23 protein-coding genes and 2 pseudogenes are annotated in these 18,467 nt (G+C 59.0%); 11 read left to right on the plus strand and 14 right to left on the minus strand.

Annotated elements, in window-relative coordinates; all coding sequences use genetic code 11:
- On the minus strand, positions 1-222 hold a 222-nt coding region (locus AC04SI_RS31335), incomplete at its 3' end, for a TCP-1/cpn60 chaperonin family protein (RefSeq protein ID WP_488475556.1).
- 61 nt (positions 223-283) lie between these two features.
- Positions 284-598, minus strand: a complete 315-nt coding sequence (locus tag AC04SI_RS31340; RefSeq protein ID WP_488475557.1) for a co-chaperone GroES — start codon at positions 596-598, stop codon at positions 284-286.
- Positions 599-937: 339 nt separating this feature from the next.
- Here AC04SI_RS31340 and AC04SI_RS31345 point away from each other — a divergent pair, with 339 nt between their 5' ends.
- Both AC04SI_RS31345 and AC04SI_RS31350 read left to right on the plus strand, forming a co-directional pair.
- Complete coding sequence (locus AC04SI_RS31345) at positions 938-1,279, plus strand: hypothetical protein (protein WP_488475558.1); 342 nt, start codon at positions 938-940, stop codon at positions 1,277-1,279.
- Between the two features lie 22 nt (positions 1,280-1,301).
- Positions 1,302-1,573: pseudogene (locus tag AC04SI_RS31350) on the plus strand (usg protein).
- On the opposite strand, the gene AC04SI_RS31355 reads toward AC04SI_RS31350, so the two are convergent.
- Positions 1,567-1,824 carry a hypothetical protein gene (locus tag AC04SI_RS31355; protein ID WP_192183508.1) on the minus strand — a complete coding sequence of 86 codons (258 nt, stop codon included), beginning with the start codon at positions 1,822-1,824 and terminating at the stop codon, positions 1,567-1,569. The pseudogene AC04SI_RS31350 and the gene AC04SI_RS31355 overlap by 7 nt on opposite strands.
- A 225-nt stretch (positions 1,825-2,049) precedes the next feature.
- On the opposite strand from AC04SI_RS31355, the gene AC04SI_RS31360 reads away from it, so the two are divergent.
- The 5 genes and pseudogenes from AC04SI_RS31360 to AC04SI_RS31380 all read left to right on the plus strand — a co-directional run.
- Positions 2,050-2,517: an Hsp20 family protein gene (locus AC04SI_RS31360; protein ID WP_192183509.1), complete on the plus strand. Its 468-nt coding sequence runs from the start codon at positions 2,050-2,052 to the stop codon at positions 2,515-2,517.
- A gap of 66 nt (positions 2,518-2,583) precedes the next feature.
- Positions 2,584-3,093, plus strand: a complete 510-nt coding sequence (locus tag AC04SI_RS31365; protein ID WP_488475559.1) for an Hsp20/alpha crystallin family protein — start codon at positions 2,584-2,586, stop codon at positions 3,091-3,093.
- Positions 3,094-3,154: 61 nt separating this feature from the next.
- The gene (locus AC04SI_RS31370) at positions 3,155-3,613 is read left to right on the plus strand and encodes an NADH dehydrogenase ubiquinone Fe-S protein 4 (protein ID WP_192183511.1); all 459 of its coding nucleotides are present in this window, start codon (positions 3,155-3,157) and stop codon (positions 3,611-3,613) included.
- 2 nt (positions 3,614-3,615) lie between these two features.
- Complete coding sequence (locus AC04SI_RS31375; RefSeq protein WP_488475560.1) at positions 3,616-3,858, plus strand: DUF982 domain-containing protein; 243 nt, start codon at positions 3,616-3,618, stop codon at positions 3,856-3,858.
- A 427-nt stretch (positions 3,859-4,285) separates the two neighbouring features.
- Positions 4,286-4,372: pseudogene (locus tag AC04SI_RS31380) on the plus strand (ATP-binding protein); the annotation flags it as partial.
- 250 nt (positions 4,373-4,622) lie between these two features.
- Here the strand turns inward: AC04SI_RS31380 and AC04SI_RS31385 are convergent.
- Positions 4,623-6,035, minus strand: coding sequence for an alpha/beta fold hydrolase (locus AC04SI_RS31385; protein ID WP_488475561.1), 1,413 nt, complete (start codon positions 6,033-6,035; stop codon positions 4,623-4,625).
- Between the two features lie 1,133 nt (positions 6,036-7,168).
- Entirely contained in the window at positions 7,169-7,354 is a 186-nt protein-coding gene (locus AC04SI_RS31390; RefSeq protein ID WP_192183514.1) for a hypothetical protein, read from the minus strand.
- A gap of 114 nt (positions 7,355-7,468) precedes the next feature.
- On the opposite strand from AC04SI_RS31390, the gene AC04SI_RS31395 reads away from it, so the two are divergent.
- Positions 7,469-7,627: a hypothetical protein gene (locus tag AC04SI_RS31395; protein ID WP_192183515.1), complete on the plus strand. Its 159-nt coding sequence runs from the start codon at positions 7,469-7,471 to the stop codon at positions 7,625-7,627.
- A gap of 105 nt (positions 7,628-7,732) precedes the next feature.
- Here the strand turns inward: AC04SI_RS31395 and AC04SI_RS31400 are convergent, their stop codons facing one another.
- The 4 genes from AC04SI_RS31400 to AC04SI_RS31415 all read right to left on the minus strand — a co-directional run bounded on the left by AC04SI_RS31400 (position 7,733) and on the right by AC04SI_RS31415 (position 12,414).
- Complete coding sequence (locus tag AC04SI_RS31400) at positions 7,733-7,918, minus strand: hypothetical protein (RefSeq protein ID WP_192183516.1); 186 nt, start codon at positions 7,916-7,918, stop codon at positions 7,733-7,735.
- A gap of 298 nt (positions 7,919-8,216) precedes the next feature.
- Positions 8,217-10,484, minus strand: coding sequence for a bifunctional DNA primase/polymerase (locus AC04SI_RS31405; protein WP_488475562.1), 2,268 nt, complete (start codon positions 10,482-10,484; stop codon positions 8,217-8,219).
- A 197-nt stretch (positions 10,485-10,681) separates the two neighbouring features.
- Complete coding sequence (locus tag AC04SI_RS31410; protein ID WP_192183518.1) at positions 10,682-10,891, minus strand: helix-turn-helix transcriptional regulator; 210 nt, start codon at positions 10,889-10,891, stop codon at positions 10,682-10,684.
- 260 nt (positions 10,892-11,151) lie between these two features.
- Positions 11,152-12,414 carry a tyrosine-type recombinase/integrase gene (locus AC04SI_RS31415; RefSeq protein ID WP_488475563.1) on the minus strand — a complete coding sequence of 421 codons (1,263 nt, stop codon included), beginning with the start codon at positions 12,412-12,414 and terminating at the stop codon, positions 11,152-11,154.
- A gap of 340 nt (positions 12,415-12,754) precedes the next feature.
- Between AC04SI_RS31415 and AC04SI_RS31420 the strand changes: the two genes are divergently transcribed.
- On the plus strand, positions 12,755-13,066 hold the full coding sequence (locus AC04SI_RS31420; RefSeq protein ID WP_404280631.1) for a Rap1a family protein: 312 nt from the start codon (positions 12,755-12,757) through the stop codon (positions 13,064-13,066).
- A 702-nt stretch (positions 13,067-13,768) separates the two neighbouring features.
- Here AC04SI_RS31420 and AC04SI_RS31425 read toward each other — a convergent pair.
- Entirely contained in the window at positions 13,769-14,227 is a 459-nt protein-coding gene (locus AC04SI_RS31425) for a hypothetical protein (protein WP_404280628.1), read from the minus strand.
- Entirely contained in the window at positions 14,224-14,610 is a 387-nt protein-coding gene (locus AC04SI_RS31430) for a hypothetical protein (protein WP_404280627.1), read from the minus strand. Before AC04SI_RS31430 ends, AC04SI_RS31425 begins: the two co-directional genes overlap by 4 nt.
- Before the next feature lie 90 nt (positions 14,611-14,700).
- Between AC04SI_RS31430 and AC04SI_RS31435 the strand changes: the two genes are divergently transcribed.
- The gene (locus AC04SI_RS31435) at positions 14,701-14,970 is read left to right on the plus strand and encodes a helix-turn-helix domain-containing protein (protein ID WP_404280626.1); all 270 of its coding nucleotides are present in this window, start codon (positions 14,701-14,703) and stop codon (positions 14,968-14,970) included.
- A 117-nt stretch (positions 14,971-15,087) separates the two neighbouring features.
- Positions 15,088-15,450 carry a c-type cytochrome gene (locus AC04SI_RS31440; RefSeq protein ID WP_404280625.1) on the plus strand — a complete coding sequence of 121 codons (363 nt, stop codon included), beginning with the start codon at positions 15,088-15,090 and terminating at the stop codon, positions 15,448-15,450.
- A 1,005-nt stretch (positions 15,451-16,455) separates the two neighbouring features.
- Here AC04SI_RS31440 and AC04SI_RS31445 read toward each other — a convergent pair.
- The 3 genes from AC04SI_RS31445 to AC04SI_RS31455 all read right to left on the minus strand — a co-directional run bounded on the left by AC04SI_RS31445 (position 16,456) and on the right by AC04SI_RS31455 (position 18,268).
- Positions 16,456-17,221, minus strand: a protein-coding gene (locus AC04SI_RS31445) for an IS5 family transposase (protein WP_488475564.1) whose coding sequence is annotated in 2 segments (ribosomal slippage) — positions 16,456-16,887 and positions 16,889-17,221 — 765 coding nt in all. Because the reading frame shifts where the segments join, the coding sequence is not laid out codon by codon here.
- Positions 17,222-17,261: 40 nt separating this feature from the next.
- A complete protein-coding gene (locus AC04SI_RS31450) occupies positions 17,262-17,723 on the minus strand; it encodes a T6SS immunity protein Tdi1 domain-containing protein (RefSeq protein WP_488475565.1) in 462 nt (153 codons plus the stop codon).
- 344 nt (positions 17,724-18,067) lie between these two features.
- A complete protein-coding gene (locus AC04SI_RS31455; protein ID WP_404280622.1) occupies positions 18,068-18,268 on the minus strand; it encodes a hypothetical protein in 201 nt (66 codons plus the stop codon).
- Between the last annotated feature and the right edge of the window lie 199 nt (positions 18,269-18,467).

Raw genomic sequence — 18,467 nt, forward strand, 5'->3', positions numbered from 1 at the left:
CACCATCTGCGCTCCCATGTTCTCGAACTTGTCCTCGAGCTCGATTTCCTTGGCGACGGTGACGCCGTCCTTGGTGATGCGCGGCGCACCAAACGACTTGTCGATGACGACGTTACGGCCCTTGGGGCCGAGGGTGACCTTCACCGCATCGGCCAGGATATCGACGCCGCGCAGCATCTTCTCGCGCGCTTCGGTGTGGAATTTCACTTCCTTGGCAGCCATTAGATCGCTCCATCATCTAGGCAGTTACATTGACTGGATTGCGGTTGGACCATCGCCTCGGTCAGGCGGCCTTCTTGACCGCCGCGGTCTGCTCGATCACTCCCATCACGTCGCTTTCTCTCATGATCAGCAGGTCCTCGCCGTTGAGCTTGATCTCAGTGCCGGACCACTTGCCGAACAGGATGCGATCGCCGATCTTAACGTCGAGCGGCGTGAGCTTCCCGCTCTCGTCGCGGGCGCCCGGGCCGATGGCGATGACTTCGCCCTCCTGCGGCTTCTCCTTGGCAGTGTCGGGGATGATGATGCCGCCGGCCGTCTTTTCCTCGGCTTCGATGCGGCGAACCAGGATACGGTCATGCAATGGACGGAACGTCATATCGTTCTCCTTCAGGACAAACAGATTTTCGAGGTTCCTCCACACCGGATCGGCAATATCGGGCCGGTGCGGGGCGCCGCGACCCTTTTCAGGCGTCGCGCACATTATCGAGCTAGTTTTGGAATTTTCGAGTTTCAAGAGGTCGCTGTAAAAATTTTGGCACTCGGCATTTCGGAGTGCTAGCGACATGAATTCATAAAGCTATTTCGCTAGCGCGCGCGATTTTCAGGCCTTGAAATTCGACCGGACTCCACGAAATTTTTTTGCGGTTGGAGTCCCGAGAAGGGGCCACTGCAACACAACGATGCCAAGGAGATTGATAGGAAGCGGAGACTGTCAATGGAACCAACCTTGTCGAAAAACATCCCCTCGATCGCCCCTGAAAACTCTGATCTTGACCGCCTGCTCTTCCCGGCGCGGCACTTTAATCACCCCGATGAGGTGGTGGGCGACCGCACGCTCGACATTCAGGAAAAGCGCGCCATTCTTGCCTCATGGGCGTCGGATGCTTGCGCCGTCGTATCCATGCCTGCGCTGCGAAAACCACCAGGTGCTGCGAGTCTGGTGACATTTGACGCCGTCATGGATGCACTTCGCCGACTGGACGACATTCGCGCCGAGGTTGGCTGGGATTTCAAGGAACGGCGGGACCGAGAACGCCCGCAAAGACTTGATGCCTGAACGCGCGCGATAGGAGAGACGCATGGTCAGCAGGGAATTCCGGCTGCAGAAATGGAGGGCTACGGTCTCACGACCGCGGAGATCCACTATCATCTCCCCGATCATCCAAGCCTATTGCAGCTCTACGTTTGGCAGGAATACGATCTTGCGCCGGAATTCCCGATCCTCAAAGGGTTTCTGGATTACTGGGAGCGCGAACCCGAAGGCGCGCTCCATTCCGTGCGTGTCGCCCATCACTGCCTGATCCGGCCTTCCGAATGGCAGGCCGTAAACGGTATCTTCACCATTCAATAGCCGGCGCCCGGGTCCCCCCGGGCCGGATCCACCAGGTCAGCTTCGTCGTCGGGCTCGATCAGGTCGATTAGCGCTGCCACCCGTGTTCCCGGCAGCGGTCGTCCCTGGCTCATCAACGCCTCATCACCAAAGGCCCAGGCCCATGCCTCTCTCAATTCCTCGAGCGAGGCACCGGACGCGATGATCTCCGCAATCGTCGCGTTGTCCACGGGTCCGAGGACCGAGACAACGTCTTGGCGTGTCATGGTCATCGTTTTCCTCCGTTCGAAATGCTAGCGAAGCAGATGGGTATTCGATGGAGCAGTTGCCACCAGCCGAAGGCGGTCGCGAAACTGCATTGGCGATCCTCTTGACGCGGCGGAAATCAATTCCCAACTCATTCTCGTCGGTCGCCGCGTGAAGGGACCGATGTGTCAGGGAGCGCCAGGCTTCCTGGCGTTCCCTCGTATCTATGTTGCTCCAAGGAGGATGTAGTTATGAGAACGAACCTGGACTTTTCCCCCTTCTACCGGTCGAGCATCGGCTTTGACCGCATATTCAACCTGCTCGAAAACGCCAGCCCCCCGCAGAACGCGGACAACTGGCCGCCCTACGATATCGCCAAGCTCGGCGAAGACACCTACCGCATTGTCCTCGCGGTCGCCGGTTTCGGTGAAGACGAGCTTACGATCACGCAGGAGCCAAATATGCTCGTGATCGAGGGCGCCAAGACAGAGAACGACGAGGTTCAGTACCTCCATCATGGCTTGGCGCTGAGGTCGTTCGCGCGCCGCTTCGAACTGGCCGATCATGTGACCATTGTCGGGGCAAAGCTCGAAAACGGTCTGCTGATCATCGACCTCAAGAAGGAAATTCCCGAGGAGATGAAGCCGCGCCGCATCGCGATCAATGTCGAGACCGACAAGAAGGCGGCCTCCAAGCGTATTGAAAGCGCGGCGGCCTGATCTTTGGCGGTCGGCCTGCAGCAAACACCCCGGGTGCGACCCATAGAACGAAAAGGAGAAGGACAAATGAGCGTACGTGACTTGATTCCCTGGAGCCGTGGCGGCAGCCAGGCACCGAGCATTTATCGCGGTGACGACATGGATCCGTTCCTGTCGCTGCACCGCAATGTCAACCGGCTATTCGACGAGGTGTTCCGCGGTTTTGACACGCCTTCGGTGTTGAGCCGCATGGCCCCTCTCAACGGCACTTGGCCAAGCGTGGAGTTCTCGGAAACCGACAAGGAAATCCGGGTGACGGCCGAAATCCCTGGCCTCGATGAAAACGACGTCGAGGTCATGTTGGATGATGGTGTTCTAACGCTTCGCGGCGAGAAGAAAGCAGAGTCCGAGGACAAGGACCGCCAGTTCAGCGAACGCTATTATGGGCGTTTTGAACGGCGTTTCAGTCTCGGTCGTGAGGTTGAAGACGACAAGGTGGCGGCCACGTTCAGGAACGGTGTGCTCACCGTGACACTGCCGAAGACCAAAAAGGCGCAGGCAAACGCCAAGCGCATTGCAATCAACGGCAACAAATGACGGTCGCGAAAGGGCCGGGGCTCGATGAGCCCCGGCCCTCGCAGATGGCGAGGAACATCAAATGACGGAGCTACTCACAGGAGCCAAACAATCGAGCCGCATCACCTCAAGGTCCTGGCAGGGCGAGGAACTCCAACTGTTCGATGGCGGTCTCAACACCCCGGCTCCAGTGGCCCACCAATCGGCACGGATCTTTCGGCCAAGCCGCCCGGTCACGACATCGGCGCGGGTCACGTGCCGGCCTTGGCTCCTCGTGTTCGAACGCCGAACCCCGCCGGTCATTGATCATCTGATGGGCTATTGCGGTGGCGGTGACACACTCAGTCAGGTGGAGCTGAATTTTCCGACAAGGGAAGCAGCGGTGGCCTTCGCTGAGAGGCAGGAACTGGACTATGTCGTGCACACCGATCCACTTGAGCGGCCTCGACGAAACGTTCGAACTTTTTCCTTGAACGGCTACCCGCCCGACAGACTCAGACGAAAGAGCCGCGTCATGGGAGCTGCAATCACAGGGAGGTAACAATGACCAGTCTGGCTTTCCTTGCCCCCGTGCAGGTTAAGACCAGTGACGTGAGACACGACATCAACTCGGTGCGGGAAGCGGTGAGGAGCTGCAACGCCGCAATCGCCGGGCAGATGACAACTGAACAGGCGCGCCAAGCATTTGTCAGCTTTGCCAGGATTGCCGGCGTGTTGGCCAAATCCGATTTCTCGTCATTTACCGACGTGCAAAAAGCAGCACAAAAGTCGCCGAGGCGCCCTTAATCACTAATGGGAAGACGCCAAGGGCTTTTTAGACGGTCGCTCATTTGGTTCAACAGTCGGTCTTCGGTGGACTCGTCCGAGGGTCTCGTACCAACTCCATGGGCTGCCAGAACTCGCGGCTTTGCACCGACTATCAAGCAGTTTGCCGCGAGTTCGTTCGCCTGCAAGAACCGCCTCGAAGTAATAGCCAACGCTCCAGGGACTTGGCCCTGATTGTGGTTTGCGACGACGTTCCTTCATGCCGATATCTATGCCTCTGAGCTCTTTGATTGCTGCTCCTCATTTTCTGCCAAAAACGATGATCTCGCAGCAGGGGTTCCCCGCCACCTTGAGCCAATCATTCAACTCTTATTTGAAACGATGCAGAGTATGAATGGGATGCCCAGACATGCATTACCGTTCGCCAAAATAGTCGGAATTAATCCACCTTAACATGCAGATCGTCGGCCTGCCGGACAATGCGCTTTCCGAGAACCGCGAGCGCGTGCAGGCCGCACTTTACGCATCGGGCCTAACCAATGTTGGAAGACTTTTTTGCGCGTTCAATCCTGAATTTCCGGTCCTCTGGCGGCTGGCCGCTTTGGCGCCCACCACGGCCCTCAGCGCAGTCTCCTGCGACGTCAGCTTTCAGGAAATGGCAAGGCCGAACTATACGGCCGAGATTAGGCGCATTGCTGCCATTCCATGGTCGCAAATGAAGGTCTCCTACGGGTCAAAAGCTTGCCGTAGAACTGGCAGTTCCAAAGTGGATCACCAGTCGTAAGCTACGCGACCGGATTGTGCATCGCCAGGAAGACAGCCGTTTCCTCGAAAAACTGGTCGTAGGCTGACGTGCCTTCAATGAGCACGTGGTTATTTCCCGGCAGTTCGACGAACATCGCCCCCGGAATGAGTCTTGCCATCAGGCGGCCCTCCTCGATCGGCACGACGCGATCGCCCACGCAATGCAGCACGAGCGTTGGCACACGGACCCTCTTTGCCAGCTCTGTCACCTCAACTTTGCTGTTCATTTGCCAAAGTCGCATCGCCGCCTCGGGGCTCGTGGCAATGCGCTGTAGTTCGTCAAAGCTCGCCATAATCTCATGTGGGGCGTCGGGGATGAACGTCGAAGTGAAGAAATGCCTGAAAACAGGATTCGGCGAGCCCCAGCCGTCGCGGATCATCATCGCCCCGGCTTCATACAGCTTCCTTTGGTCGAGGCCCGGTCGCTTTAGCCGACCTCGGACAAAACCACCCAGCAGGACGAGACATGTCACTTGCTCCGGATGCTCCACAGCATAGCGCACGGAAAAGGCGCAGGCTTGCGAGATGCCGAGAAGCGCGAACCGATCCACCTGTGCAGCGGTCGCGACTGTGGACATGTCACCGGCCATTGCATCTTCCGATATAGTCTCAACCTCCCAGTCCGAGAGGCCGTTTCCGCGTTGATCGAACCGCACGAGATGGCAAAACTTGGCGAGCTTCGCGAGCATCGGACGCCAAATTGGACTGTGCCATTCATACTCAAGATGGTTCAGCCAGTTCGGACCCTTCAGCACCGGCGCTCCCTGGCCAATGCTGGCCCAAGCCAGTTGCACGCCGTCCGACGCCGTCGCGAACTGCACCCTCTGGTGCAGCGCCGCCTCGACAGGTCGAGTCGTCTGCAGCGCCGCGTCGGGCGTCCACTGCCAGACACGGATGGGTCGGGAGATGTTCTTTACCCGCTGGTTGCCCATGTCACGGAAGGGAACCTGGATCCGGTCCTCGACTGCCTGATGCACAATGTCCGAGACGCACACGCCGCCCGGCTTGGCGAGCCCCTCTAGCCGCGAGGCCACGTTTACGCCGTCGCCGAAGACGTCTCCGTCCTCGAACATGACGTCACCGAGATTGATCCCGACGCGGTAAAGGATTTGGGTGTTCTCAGGCTCACCGCTGTTCCGCTCCGCCATCGATCGTTGGATTTCGACAGCGCTCTCAACCGCCTCGACGACGCTCGCAAACTCGACGAGCAGGCCGTCGCCCGTGGTCTTGACGATATTGCCCCGATGCGCCGCGATCCTGGGCCTGACGACCTCACCAATATGTGCCCTCATGCGCGCAAGCGTGCCGGCTTCGTCCACCTCCATCATCCGGCTATAGCCGGAAACATCAGCGGCAAGTATCGCCGCAAGCTTCCGCTCGAAAGGGTCGGCCACGTCAACCATACCGCAGCGTACGGGTCGAGCAGCCCTTCTGTCGAGCTACATTCCTAGCCACGCGCTTCGATGTGCTGCAGCGTTCAGATGCCAGGACCGTACGAGATCGATCGAGCTTATACGGCAGCGCCGCCATCCTGCCCCTTGGCGGCGTGCGCCGTGATGGGGCCCACACTCGCCCCCCCGCCCGGCCTGCCGACAAAGCCGGGGGCGGGTGCCGCGGGCTACCAGCGCGATCCAAGCGGTTTCCGCATCATGAGATTCGCATCACGGGATCCGCAGTCTCGGTCGTCCTTGAACTCGGTAGCACCTGGTTTCGAGAGCGGAGACAATGATGCGGACGCCAGCTTGCGCGGAACCAGTGCGAGTTGGAGAAGGTTGGATCTCAGTTGCTCTCCCTCTACCAGTCCTCACACAATACCTGTTCGCTGGCGACCGCCCTGCTTTACCAACGGCCCACAAGTATCTTCAAAAAATTTGCGATGACGGGACGAATAGGATGATAGCTTGCCTTTGCGATGCGAAGTTGGCGATCAGCCTGAAGCGTTCGTCTAGCAACCTGCGACCCCTCAACATTTGAATTGGAAAAATGTGCGCGTTGGGGCGAAACCGGTAAGGGCGGCGGCCTCGGCCAGCTATCGAAATGCCCCCCGGGGGGGCATCTGGATACCTGTGGCGGTCTGCTCCGGACACCGCCGAATGTACGCACAGCCGCAATTCAAATGTTGACCCCTCGCGCGCTTGCGCGCACGCGCGAGGAAAATCTGTAATAGCGATGACGCTCGACTTGACGGGCGGTACAGGCTCCGACACCCGTAGAGATCGACATGCCCCCCCGCTGGCGGTTTCAACTCATTGAGTTAAGCTGTTAATCCGCACCCGGAGGGGAGACCGAATGGAACGCTTTGCCTTCTTTCTCGGTCTAGTCGGCTTGGCCGTGTCGATATTCACGGGCGACCACAGATCTACGCTAAGCCTCTGGACTCCACCTGAGGGGGGCGGCCAAGGATTCAATCCAAGTCTTCAAGGGATTCTCCCAATATTATTCTAGGGGCTTTGACCGGCACTGCCGCCCGCTGTGCGCGGACGGGTAGTGCAAACGCGCCAGCCAGGGATCGGAACGCCCCCGTACCTCAGTCATCTTCCTCCTCCTTCATATCATCCGCCTCGTCCTTCAATTTCGGCCAGTCTGCGCCGTGCTTGCGAAGCAGCGCCCGCGCTTGTTTGGGAGTCACGTCTGTCACCTCGGTCAGGTGCTCAACTTCAAGTTCGGCACCTTTCCTAACTCGACTCGTGTCGGTCGTTTTCTTAACTGCCATGGCTGCGCTCCTCGCCCGTCGATCAGAGGCAACGGATACTGATCGATGCGGTTCCGATCCCCCGGAACTATCTGCCCGCCGCGGGGGTTACTCTTCTGAAGAGGAGGACAAATCATGCTTCGTTTCCTAATCAGCCTGGGCGCACTTTACGCGGCATTTCAGATTGGCCGCGAGTTCGGCCGAGCCGAGGCCGAAGTTATGCTGCGTCCTCCAGTCGACTATGAGAAGCGACCCCAGCCGCAGGGCTACGACGACCTTGAGGAGCCGACCTAGCGTTGTCATTGGCAGGCTTCAGGTCAGGCCGGATTTTCCAGAATTCTTGCCAGGACAGGCGGCGAATTTGAACGCTGCCGTCGCCAGTGGTGACGGTGCGGGACATCATGCTGCCTCCTCATTGCGCGACGGCCAGAACATCTCGACAAGGTCGAACCTGCCGGCCTCACATAGTTCTGCCGCCGTGACCCATTCCCACTTCCACTTCCCGTCCACTGGGTCGAGGCCATACACGTGGACACTCTCGCCATCACCATCATCGGCCTCTTCAACGCTATCCAAATCGATCATCGCAGCCCTCCTTCAGACCCGTGTTTTTGGTTCGACTTGCCGACTTGCCACGGTAGGGGAAAACCTGAACGTCACCCAAAGAGCGCATGGGTCGTGGCAAGTGCGGCAAGTCGGCAAGTGAGTGACAGACAAATATAAAATACATATATATATATCATACACTTACATATGAACATCCTCCTGATTTCCACTTGCCAAAAACTTGCCACTTGCCAAAGGCATGCACAAAAAACGGCTCAAAATCCGTGCACGTCCGTGGCAAGTGCAAGCGTTTGGCAAGGGTTTTGGCAAGTGCAATTCACCCCCATCCCGCCTCTGACAGACGATAGGTCTTGCCGTCGCTTCGCTCGATCTCGCCGGTTTCTTGAAGGCGCCTTATGGCATCATCGAACGTTCGATTTTCAGCTCCACGAACACCGCGCCGCCTGAGTAGGGTGGCCCGAAAAAGCTGGCCGTCCTTTGCGCCTCGAAGCGCTGCCACGATGGCCTTGCACAGCGTCTCGAACTTGCTCGACGTCATGTGTTTGTCGATGCCGTTTTCGATGGCCTCGATGCTGGCGTCCATCACCCGCCGCGACCATGCGACGTCTTCTACAGTAACAGCCGCGCCGGATGGACCACGTGAAAGGGCGCGCAGTGTGGCCAGGCGGATTGCGTTCTCTGCGAAGCGGCCGATGATGCCGTCGCGGCTTTCGTCCCGGATAATCTCTTCTTCCTGCCAGTCCTCGATCGCCAGCCATGCGCGTTCCGCTGCTGCGTCTGCCCACGGAATTTCGACCAGCGACGGAACGCTCGCTGCCGTGCGCCAGGCGGCTTCGCCCCCGGTTACACGCTTAGGCCACGGGAACCGCTCCCGCGCGTCAGTGACCGCTTCGGAGAGCGCGCGAGGGAGGTGCAGACCGTTATCCTGCGGATTTGCCCGCGACGGTCGCGCTTTCGGGGCGATGAATATCCATCGCGCGACAAATCCGTCTTTCAGGTTTCCCTCGGTCAGTCCCCCGTAGAACCGGATAGGCGTTGATGTACCGACGACAGACATTGTGGGGCAATGGATCGGGTCGCTGTTCTTGTCTTCGTCGACTCGCTCTTTGCCGAACCAAACCCCCGTGGATTTGCTGTACAACTCGAGCATTGCCCTGCGGATCGTAGCTGCCCAATTTCCAGTGCCCGCGCTGCCGACGTTCATTGACTCCAAGACGTCGCCTACTTCATCCCATGGCATCACCATCACAGGCTTCTTACGAAGCACTTTTTCGATGGCGCCCGCACTGGTGACCTCCCCCGGCCCGATCAGATAGGCCATCTTGGAAGACTGCAGCAAATTGACGAGGCGAGCCAATGGCGCCTCCTTGCCGAACCCCGGCCCGGCAATGCCAGCAAGGTACAGGTTCACCCCGCATCCTGTGGGCGTGGCGACGCGTCGGCCGTAGAAGGCCGCCAGGAACGCAACGGACGACATCACGGCAAGCTCTGGCGACCTGCGGCGAGACGTGTTCAGGATCCACTCCGCGACCATGCCGCCAAGGCCGCCGACCGCCTCCGGAGTAAATGGGTCGTTGTCGACAGGCTTCGACTTCTTCGCAACAAGCGCCTTGATAGCCTCGGGCGATGGCATCATCGGCTCGCCGTTATCGACCCAACCAAGATCCTCCTTGCGCTTGCCCAGGCGCTCGCACAGCCATTCAGCGGCGCTCGCAACGCCGTCTCCGCGGCCGACGTTCTTGGCGACGTCTATTGCAGTGTGTGTCTCGCCGCTTCCCCAGTCCGTGATGCCGCTCGGGTGAAACGACAGGTTCGCATTCTTCACGCCGCGCCAAACAGCGACGGCCCGGTATCCCTCTCCGTGGCGAGCGGTCTTTGGTAGGTCAAGTGCCGGCACCCATGCACTGAGATCGTCAAGTGCGGCCTGGTTGACGCGACGAAAGAAGCTATCCGCGGTATTGTCGTTCGATGCTCTTCGCGGCCTCGGTGCTGCCTTGCGCTGCTCTGCATGGGAGGCAAGCAATGCCGACGCGTCCGCGAGCATCCGCTCAAGCGATCCCCAATCAAGTAGCGGCAACTCACTGGCCGATTGCAGTGGCCTATCCCATTCGTATGGCCGCTCTGTTTCAGGATGGATGCCGTCAACAATGACTTGCTGACCGACACCCATCACCTCGATTCGCTGATCTATGCCGTCGATCTTGAACCAGTCGCTGGCGCTCTTCTCGCGGGGATCGGTCGTGCGGAAGAGGAACATTGCTTTGGGGGCTTTGCCTACGCGCATCGGCGCCGAGTCGCCGCCTGGCAATTCACGCACCATGTTGGCGATGGCCACGGCCAGTTCCGGCCTCAGGATATCGATGTCGATTGCCACAACATCGCCGGTTAGAATGCCGGTGGAGCGGTTTTCGGGGAATGACGCTTCCCAATCGATTGCATTCTCAGCGGTGGCGCGAAGATCCTGCCAACCTTTAAAGCCGATAGGGACTTTGCCCTTACATGGAACGATACGATAGCCGGAAGCGATCAGGTTCCTCCGGATGGAGAGGACATCGTCTGTTTTCAGCTTGGCTAGAGCGGCCATTAAAACCTCGCGTTTTGGCGTGCCCGTTCCACGCCTTGGAACCGGCCGTTTAGATGCTCTTGGTAAGTAAGGGATCGTCGCTTGTGGCCGCCCTTAACGGCGGGTGGCTTCCCGCTGCGCCAGCCGCCACGCCTGCACAGCGCGAACGGCGGCAAGCGCGGTGTCGATTTCCTCGATCGTCATTTCGGAGGGCTTGGTCATGCTGCCGCCCTCGCCGCGATGCGCTGGTCAATCCATTGGCGCACCTCAGAAGCGACGAAAGCCACCCTCTTTTCGCCAAGCGGCACGGCTGCAGGGAAGCGACCATCGCCGCGATAGCGATTAAGCATGGAACGGCTTAGGCTCGTCATCCTGGCCGCATCGTTCAAAGATACCAAGACAGCGATGTTGTCGTTTGCGTGTTGCATAAAACCCCCTCGCGGCCAGACAGAATCCGGCGCGGTTTTGTGGCGTTGATTGAGAGTATGGGTGGGGTTTATGAGTCGCCCTGCGGGGCAAACTAGCGGCGGTACCGCCCGACCTGTTCGGAGCTAATGGACAGCAATGTCGTCCACTTGGTTCACTTCTATATATAGGTTTCAGAGGCGCAAACGTCCGCTACCAACCAGCATCTTTTATTGCGTTTTATGTGTTGCGGCGGCGTATGTTGCATTTCCGCAACATACGCCTAGTTCCCGCCAGAACAATAGTTCGCCCAATCCGCGGCTAGCTGACGGCGCTTTTCTAGTCCATCTCCGCGCGAATAGGCGCGCTCTGTGGCGTCGCCAACGGCGTGCGCAAGCGCCATTTCGGCAAGTTCGCGCGGGTGGTCTGAAATCTCTTTCGCCCAATCGCGGAAAGTCGACCGGAACCCGTGAACGGTAGCGACTTTCGGCTTGCCGTCGTCGTCTAGTTGTTTCGGATCAATCCAACCCTCGCGCCCTGCCTTTCGTTCGGCTGCGTCCATGCGCTTGATGACTGCCGCCAGCGTCATGTCGGACAATTCCCCGCCGCGCATTGCCGGAAAAACCAACTTGTTGTCTTCGAACCGCGGGGTCGCCTTCAGTAGCCTTACGGACGCATCCGACAATGCCACGCGATGCTCCTTACCGGATTTCGTTCTCTTGGCTGGGATGATCCACATGGCCGCAGCAAGTTCGATTTCATCCCATTGCGCGCCGCGCACCTCGCCGCTTCTTGCGGCAGTTAGGATAGTGAACTCGAGAGCGCGCGCGCCCATTCCGTCGACGCCGAGGAGCTTTTTCATGAACCCTGGCGCGCGGCTGTACGGCAATGCTGGATGATTGTTGGCGCCGGCTAGTGCGTCCGGCTTGTGCAGAACATGCTCCAGATTGCCCCGCCATGCGGCTGGGTTCTCACCACTGCGCAAGCCCTCAACCTTAGCCGAGTCTAGCACTCGCTCGATGCGCTCGCGCAGCTTCTCGGCGGTCTCTTGCTTTTCACCCCAGAGCGGCCGAAGGACCGACAGAACGTCCTGAACCCCAATATCGTCGATCGCCTTCGGACGAAGCGGCGCGGCATGGTTTGTCAAGGTGTTACGCCAGCCGGCTTCGGTCTTAGCACCGCGCCACCTCCCCGCCTTAACGGCGTCGTCAATGTACGCGTCGGCATAATCCCCGAAGTTCTTGACCGCCATCTCGGCCTTGGCCGCTTCAATGATTGCAGCGCCACGTTTGTGCTCGACGGGGTCAACCCCCTTTTTGAGGAGATCCCTCGCCCCTCCCGCCTTCTCTCGTGCATCGGCCAGCCCGACTGTATGGAGCGGCCCAAGACCCATCTCGCGCCGCTTGCCGCCGAAGCGGTAGTCAAGGATCCAATAGCGCCCAGCGCCCTTCGCTACCAGCCACAAGCCCCCGCCGTCGCGTAGCTTCTTGGCATTGCTTGAGGAAATCTTTTTGACCGTTAGAACGTTGCGAGTATGGCTCCCCATGACGTCTTCCCCGCTTTTTCCCCGCTATTGGGTTCGTGGCTAGCAGTAGACGATATGGTTACGCTTTTCAAGCAACTCCTTTGTTTTCGAGGGATTGCTCAGAGTTGCCGTGTACGATATGGCTGACAAAATCACGATACTGTATCCGGCCCGGGGAGCCAATCTTTTCAAATACTTAGCAACGCAGCAAAATCGCCGATTTTGGCGATAGGTACGCTATAGGTACGCCGGACCCGATTGCTTTGCTGGAATCACTTGGGCGGCGGACGATTGGCGACCAGCTTTGATTCCCGCTAGTTTCCTGCGACTATCCGCTGGTCCACGCGACATGGAGGGGCTGATGGCAAAGTGGCGATGGGCTGTGTTTCCTTTGATGTGCTCGACCATTACGGCACAAGCCAATTTCTTCAGCGGCAACGACCTGCACGATTTCTGTACGGGATCGCCCCTTTTCGCGCGGGGCTACATAATGGGCGTAGCCGATTTGAACGACCTGAACTTGGGTGGCGTCGACTTGTCTGGCCAGACCTTCTTGCAGCGGAAGTTCATTTGTGTCCCCCAGGGCGTCACGGGCCAACAAGCTGGCGATGTGCAAGTACTTGGTGGATCACCCGGGAGAGAGGCAAAATCCGGCGGCCTTAATCGTCTATAAGGCCCTCCTGGCTGCATGGCGTTGCCCACTATGGGGAAAAAGCCCGCCACCGTGAGGCGGCGGGCCCTAGTTCGGGAGGAAATGAACGTCGCGGTCAAGGGGGCGCCCCTTTGCCCATCCCCTTTGCCCCCGTTTGACGACGGTACGCCTCACTTAGCTGGATAATAAGCGCGCGCCGGTTGAAGCTCTGCATATTCAAGCTGCGTGACTTTTCTGCCACAAGATAAAGAAAGCCCGCCACCAGCGGCAGCCGGGCAGTTTTTGCCGAACGGGCCTGTGAGTTTTGTCACAGACGCATCGACGCATCGGACCTAGCTTGCTGCGCGGGGTGTATCTGCAAGCGGTGAGGAGTACTCGGATGCTTATGAAGCTTCCTCTTGTCGCAGTTAGTCCCCTTGTCGATTGGCTCAGCCGCCGAGCCGCACAGAAGGCGCGGTTGAAGGCAATGGACGAGCTGACCGAGTCACCGGACGACCTGCTCAGCGACATCGGGATTTCCCGTGATGACATCGAGACCAGGCGCCTGCTGTCCAGCCGGAGGGCGGTGGGCTAACAAAAAGCCCGCTGCCGGTGGCAGCGGGCCATAGACTCCCCAAGTTGCGGAATTACTGGCGAGCAGCGAGGAACCGTTTCATTTCGCGATCAGCGCCACCTTTTGCTCCGGCGACATCGCCGCGAGGATTTTGAGAAGCTCGGAAACTCTTATAGCGACACCAAGGCTTCTTGCGATTCGGGATCGTTCTCCCACGTCATCGTTTCGCCGTCGTGGACAATCTCGGGCTCGTCGCCTGCGTCCTGCTCGCCATCGAAGAAAGCCATGTCGCCGCCGCCGGCCGCAAGCGCATGGTCCTGGTTCAATGTCACGGTCCAGCCCAACGAGGGCTCGTGCTCATCGCCGCTGTCCTCTAGATCGCCATCAGCTTCGCGATCGTCGTTGGCGCCGCCATTTGTAGGACCGAGCACCGTCCAGCCAAGCGACGCCTCAAGGTCGCCGGTCTCCTCCATGTCGCAATCGGCCTGCATCAGATCCAGCGCTGTTATGAGTGACATTGCACGGTCGAGTAGGTCGTTAAGGCATGTTTCGACCGATTCGCGCCATTCGCGTGGGTTCATTCCCTTCGGCATACCGAGGGGCTGTAGGATGGGCGTGCGCGCGTTCATGACGGCCACCGCTTCATGACCGAGAGTAGGCGCTTCCTGTTCTCTGGATCGAGCCGTCGCCAAGACTCCTGCATATCCTCGAATGCAATCGGGCGATCGGACATCGAGGCCGGGTAGATATGGGCCACCATGAAGGGGTTGCCGATTTCGGTCGACCAGTCGTCAAGCGCCAGCGCCCGTTCCCTGGCGAGCCTCCTAACGCGGATGCATGGTAGCTCCAGTGTTGCGATGCCGGTTGACGAAAGCGCCTCTGTAGCGACTCCTATGGCCGGAACAGAAGCGAAGGCGCCAAGTAAGGCGCGGCGGGAAAACCGCCCAATGATAGGCATTCCCTCGGCAGCAGGCACAGCTTCGCCGGCTGCCGGAACTGTGAGTTTCGGCATTGGATTTGCCTCCTGATTTGTGCTAACAGCACACTGTGTAATTTACACATGTGGAAATAGCACACAGGGGTATATGTGACAAGCGCACAGATGCGAGCCGCCCGCGGCCTTGTTAACTGGAGTGTCCGCGACCTCTCCGAGAAGTCAGGCGTTCATCGGAACACCATCACGAATTTTGAGACAGGCAAGTCCGGCGGAGATCCTGAGACGCTGCTCAAGCTCCGGCGCGCCCTCGAGGCGGCAGGCGTTGAGTTCATCCCCGAGAACGGCGGTGGTGCTGGGGTGAGGCTTAAGAAGCCGGCGCCAACCACTCATCTGCCCGACGGCGAAGCCGGCATCATCGACAACAGCGAAATGTAGGCGCATTGCGGAGTGTATCGTTTTACACAATCCCCAATTGCTGGACTCGCGCGATGCACCGGCAGTTAATTTCTGCGTCAGGCCAAAGGGGAAAAAGGCCGCGATGGGAGGACTTCGATGATCAAGAAACTTACTCGACACGTCCGGGCGCATAGTATGCGTGGTTTGATCCTTGGCCTGGCTGCCCTCGTGGTCACCTCGTCATTTGTGCAGGCAGCAGGCGACAGCATCGCCGGCCGGAAAGTCATGACGCAATGCCAAGTGTGCCACGGCAAGGATGGCATCGGCAAACTGTCTTACACGCCCAATATCTCCGGGCAGAAGTACGAGTATCTCGTCCACTCGCTGATGGCTTACAAGATCGGACAGCGCAAGAGTCAAATGATGTCGGCGGTCGTCAAGAACCTGAGCGATGAAGACATCGCCAATGTTGCGGCTTACTATGCCGCGATCAAGATTTCCGTCGAAGTTCCGCAGTGAGCCGCCCGCTGCCCGAGAGGTGGCGAGCGGTGATTCATCCTTTGTTCACCATATTAGCGCTCACTCATGAAGCTCAGGCATACTTCGGGTTGCGACTCTGGGCTCATCCGATTTGAGGGAAGAGAACACCGCCGTTTTGCCAAGTAGCAGCGAAGATTGACGGGCCTATAACGTCGCCGGCCGGCTTGCCTTGGCCGGTTAGGCCCGGCGGTCAAGCCAAAGGCGCCCCAGCCCCCGACCGTCGGGCCGCTGGACGTGGCCGAGCCCGCAACGGGTGGGTAGCGCCTACACCTTTGGCGTCGATTGAGTGACCGCTGATATGGTTGTAAACCTCCTAACGCGGGTTCGCACAAATCCGTAATGGCCGGTGTAGGCTTGGCCAAAGTTCCCAAATGCACTGGCCATTTCTATTGCGGGGTGTCCCTACGCGAAGCAATTTCAAACTGAGGCACTACCCTCGATTGCGGAATCGATGCTCCTGAGCGCCTTCTCTTCATGGATGAACAAACACTGAGGAACATTCCTGGCATAGGCAAAGCCGGAATGGCGGAGATCGTCGGTTATAGGAATGTCTATACACGACGCTGAAATCGTCCAACCGCCACCTTGCGGGGGCGAAGCTTGCCCCGAATGCCACCGCCTTGAGGTTGGTCGTAGTTGGTGGCAGAATAATAGGGTAAGGGACGGCAAAATGAGGGCTGCCGTTATGCCATTCTCGCGTTACAGCGGAGTATTCGAGCCTACTGATCTGGACTTGCTCCAGCGGGTGTTCAACCAACTTTGTATCGAGCGTCGCCTAGCCCAAAAAGACTCGGAACAGAGGGAGGACCTCGCTGAGGAAATCGTCAGCGTTTTCCGGTGCGGGAGCACGGAGGAAGCGGACCTATTAGAGGCCCTATCTAAGCGCCGCATGGCTTAGGCCGTCACCGCAGTTAGCCCGGCGCCGTCTGGCGATACCGGCAGCGCGACATGGTAGGCATGTGCGCTTGCCTCCTGATGGCCATTCTAGGCCGTAGACTCATAAGCGCGCAGCCACAGGCGCATTGACGCGAGCTGGACCATGGCGAGGAAGTTGTCGGCGAGCTTGTCATAGCGGGTTGAGACGCGACGGAAGTGCTTCAACTTGGAGAAGAAGCGTTCGATCAGGTTGCGCTCGCGGTAGAGCCGCTTGCTGAAGCAGGGCTTCCATTTCCGGTTGCTCTTGGCCGGGATGTTGGGCGTGGCACCCTGCTCCTGGATCAGTTCCCGGATGCGGTCGGCGTCGTAGGCTTTGTCGGCCAGCACGATGGTGCGTGGGCCAAGATGATCGAGAAGCCGATCAGCGATCTGACCGTCATGTGCCTGTCCTGCTGTCAGGCCGAGCCGGATTGGGAGCCCTTGCGCGTCGACGACGACGTGGATCTTGGTCGTGAGCCCACCGCGCGATCGACCGAGACAATGATTTGCCCCCCTTTTTTGCCGTCGCAGCCTGCTGGTGCGCCCGGATGGAAGTGCTGTCGATCATCTGTATGGCGCCGTCGTGGGCGGCGCTGATGGCGTCCATCAGGCGGTCCCATACGCCTGCCTTCCGCCATCGCACAAACCGGTTGTAGCAGGTGGTCCGCGGCCCATAGCGCTCGGGCAGATCCCGCCACGGCGCGCCTGATCGCAGCACCCAGAAGATACCGTTCAGCACGCGGCGGTCGTCGACGCGCGGAACGCCTCGCGATTTGTTGGGTAGCAGCGGCTCGATCACGCGCCATTCGAAGTCGGTCAGATCATATCGGCTCATGCCGACGCTGAATCAGCTTCTCTCGGCTCAGGCAAGCCGTTCAATCGACAACGCTGATCGAAACCGGGGTGCCGTCCGGCAGGTCCTTGGTCTGCGCGTAGATCGAGGCCGTATAGCTGATCCACTCACTCCACGAGCACATCCAGATGTTGTCGGTCTTATACTCTCCACCGAACTGGGGGAGCGTCGTGAAGGCGTAGCACTGGGAGGCGGTTGGGTTCATCCCCGCCGACCGGCACTGATCCACTAGTGGGCGCAACAACCAACCATCTTCATCATCGATGCACCGATGACGAAACTCCTCCTTAGAAGCAGCGATCTTTGTGATCGAAGCCGCAGACACTTCCAGCATGTGAACTGCACCGTTGGCATCAGCTAAAAATATGTCGGCGAATAGGTTGGCTCCCACGACACGGCATCGTGCTGGCAAAATGTCCGCCCACCCGCTTAGATCGGCGGCGGTCACCTCATCGGGAAGGAAATCCGAGCGAGCATGGTCCATCACGCAACCATGAACGGTAAGCCGACCGACGACAAGCTGGGACGCCTCAGTCTGTATCGTTTATGAGTTTACGACCTAGCGGTCGTGGTGCTGGTGCTGCCGGCGAGGCTCTAGCTTACGCGATCACACCATACGGAAACGGACCGCCTTACCCTACCTCAAGATGGCGGCGGACTCTTGAGCCCGTCACTGGCCGGCGCCTTTACCCCAAGCCCCCCGCCCAACGGGCGCCGGCCAACTCAATCAGAGATGATTCCTAACGCTTCTCGAAAGTCGGTCTCCAGTTGTGGTTCCGCTCCCGCTGCTGACCTTCGTAGTCAGGAATGCATGTGAAGAACACTGGCCTACGGTGGCGGCCAGCGGCTGCATTTCAAGCAGCCAAAGCGCCCGACCAGATCCTGATGCATCGATCCGTGATCCGGCCCGAGCCTGTCGATCAGCGCCTGGATATCTAGCTTTGTCGATCTGCCGCACATCGGGTGGGCGCAATTGACATAGACGGTTTCGCGAGCGGCCAAAGTGTCGGCGAGGGTTTTTTGGGGCATGCGATCTCCGTTGAAGGGTCGCCGCAACTAGAGGATTATATTCCTGCATCGATGCGAGCAAGGCGTATTGCGATGGAAACTCGCCGGGCGAAGACCCCAACCACCTCGAGCCCGGCGAGCCTAACCTGATCAGAGTATGCGATCAGGACCGGGATCAACCGGCAAGCTGGCGGTGCAATATGGATGCCAGGATTTGCTT

Source organism: Mesorhizobium sp. CNPSo 4689 (assembly GCF_057784325.1).

Excerpts from the sequence above, each read along its gene's own strand:
- AC04SI_RS31450 (WP_488475565.1), bottom strand. The coding sequence starts at position 17,723 with ATGGACCATGCTCGCTCGGATTTCCTTCCCGATGAGGTGACCGCCGCC.
- AC04SI_RS31360 (WP_192183509.1), top strand. The coding sequence starts at position 2,050 with ATGAGAACGAACCTGGACTTTTCCCCCTTCTACCGGTCGAGCATCGGC.
- AC04SI_RS31355 (WP_192183508.1), bottom strand. The coding sequence starts at position 1,824 with ATGACCATGACACGCCAAGACGTTGTCTCGGTCCTCGGACCCGTGGAC.
- AC04SI_RS31400 (WP_192183516.1), bottom strand. The coding sequence starts at position 7,918 with ATGATCGATTTGGATAGCGTTGAAGAGGCCGATGATGGTGATGGCGAG.
- AC04SI_RS31425 (WP_404280628.1), bottom strand. The coding sequence starts at position 14,227 with ATGAACGCGCGCACGCCCATCCTACAGCCCCTCGGTATGCCGAAGGGA.
- AC04SI_RS31410 (WP_192183518.1), bottom strand. The coding sequence starts at position 10,891 with ATGCAACACGCAAACGACAACATCGCTGTCTTGGTATCTTTGAACGAT.
- AC04SI_RS31455 (WP_404280622.1), bottom strand. The coding sequence starts at position 18,268 with ATGCCCCAAAAAACCCTCGCCGACACTTTGGCCGCTCGCGAAACCGTC.
- AC04SI_RS31340 (WP_488475557.1), bottom strand. The coding sequence starts at position 598 with ATGACGTTCCGTCCATTGCATGACCGTATCCTGGTTCGCCGCATCGAA.
- AC04SI_RS31440 (WP_404280625.1), top strand. The coding sequence starts at position 15,088 with ATGATCAAGAAACTTACTCGACACGTCCGGGCGCATAGTATGCGTGGT.
- AC04SI_RS31435 (WP_404280626.1), top strand. The coding sequence starts at position 14,701 with ATGCGAGCCGCCCGCGGCCTTGTTAACTGGAGTGTCCGCGACCTCTCC.
- AC04SI_RS31345 (WP_488475558.1), top strand. The coding sequence starts at position 938 with ATGGAACCAACCTTGTCGAAAAACATCCCCTCGATCGCCCCTGAAAAC.
- AC04SI_RS31390 (WP_192183514.1), bottom strand. The coding sequence starts at position 7,354 with ATGGCAGTTAAGAAAACGACCGACACGAGTCGAGTTAGGAAAGGTGCC.
- AC04SI_RS31365 (WP_488475559.1), top strand. The coding sequence starts at position 2,584 with ATGAGCGTACGTGACTTGATTCCCTGGAGCCGTGGCGGCAGCCAGGCA.
- AC04SI_RS31395 (WP_192183515.1), top strand. The coding sequence starts at position 7,469 with ATGCTTCGTTTCCTAATCAGCCTGGGCGCACTTTACGCGGCATTTCAG.
- AC04SI_RS31370 (WP_192183511.1), top strand. The coding sequence starts at position 3,155 with ATGACGGAGCTACTCACAGGAGCCAAACAATCGAGCCGCATCACCTCA.
- AC04SI_RS31415 (WP_488475563.1), bottom strand. The coding sequence starts at position 12,414 with ATGGGGAGCCATACTCGCAACGTTCTAACGGTCAAAAAGATTTCCTCA.
- AC04SI_RS31420 (WP_404280631.1), top strand. The coding sequence starts at position 12,755 with ATGGCAAAGTGGCGATGGGCTGTGTTTCCTTTGATGTGCTCGACCATT.
- AC04SI_RS31375 (WP_488475560.1), top strand. The coding sequence starts at position 3,616 with ATGACCAGTCTGGCTTTCCTTGCCCCCGTGCAGGTTAAGACCAGTGAC.
- AC04SI_RS31430 (WP_404280627.1), bottom strand. The coding sequence starts at position 14,610 with ATGCCGAAACTCACAGTTCCGGCAGCCGGCGAAGCTGTGCCTGCTGCC.
- AC04SI_RS31405 (WP_488475562.1), bottom strand. The coding sequence starts at position 10,484 with ATGGCCGCTCTAGCCAAGCTGAAAACAGACGATGTCCTCTCCATCCGG.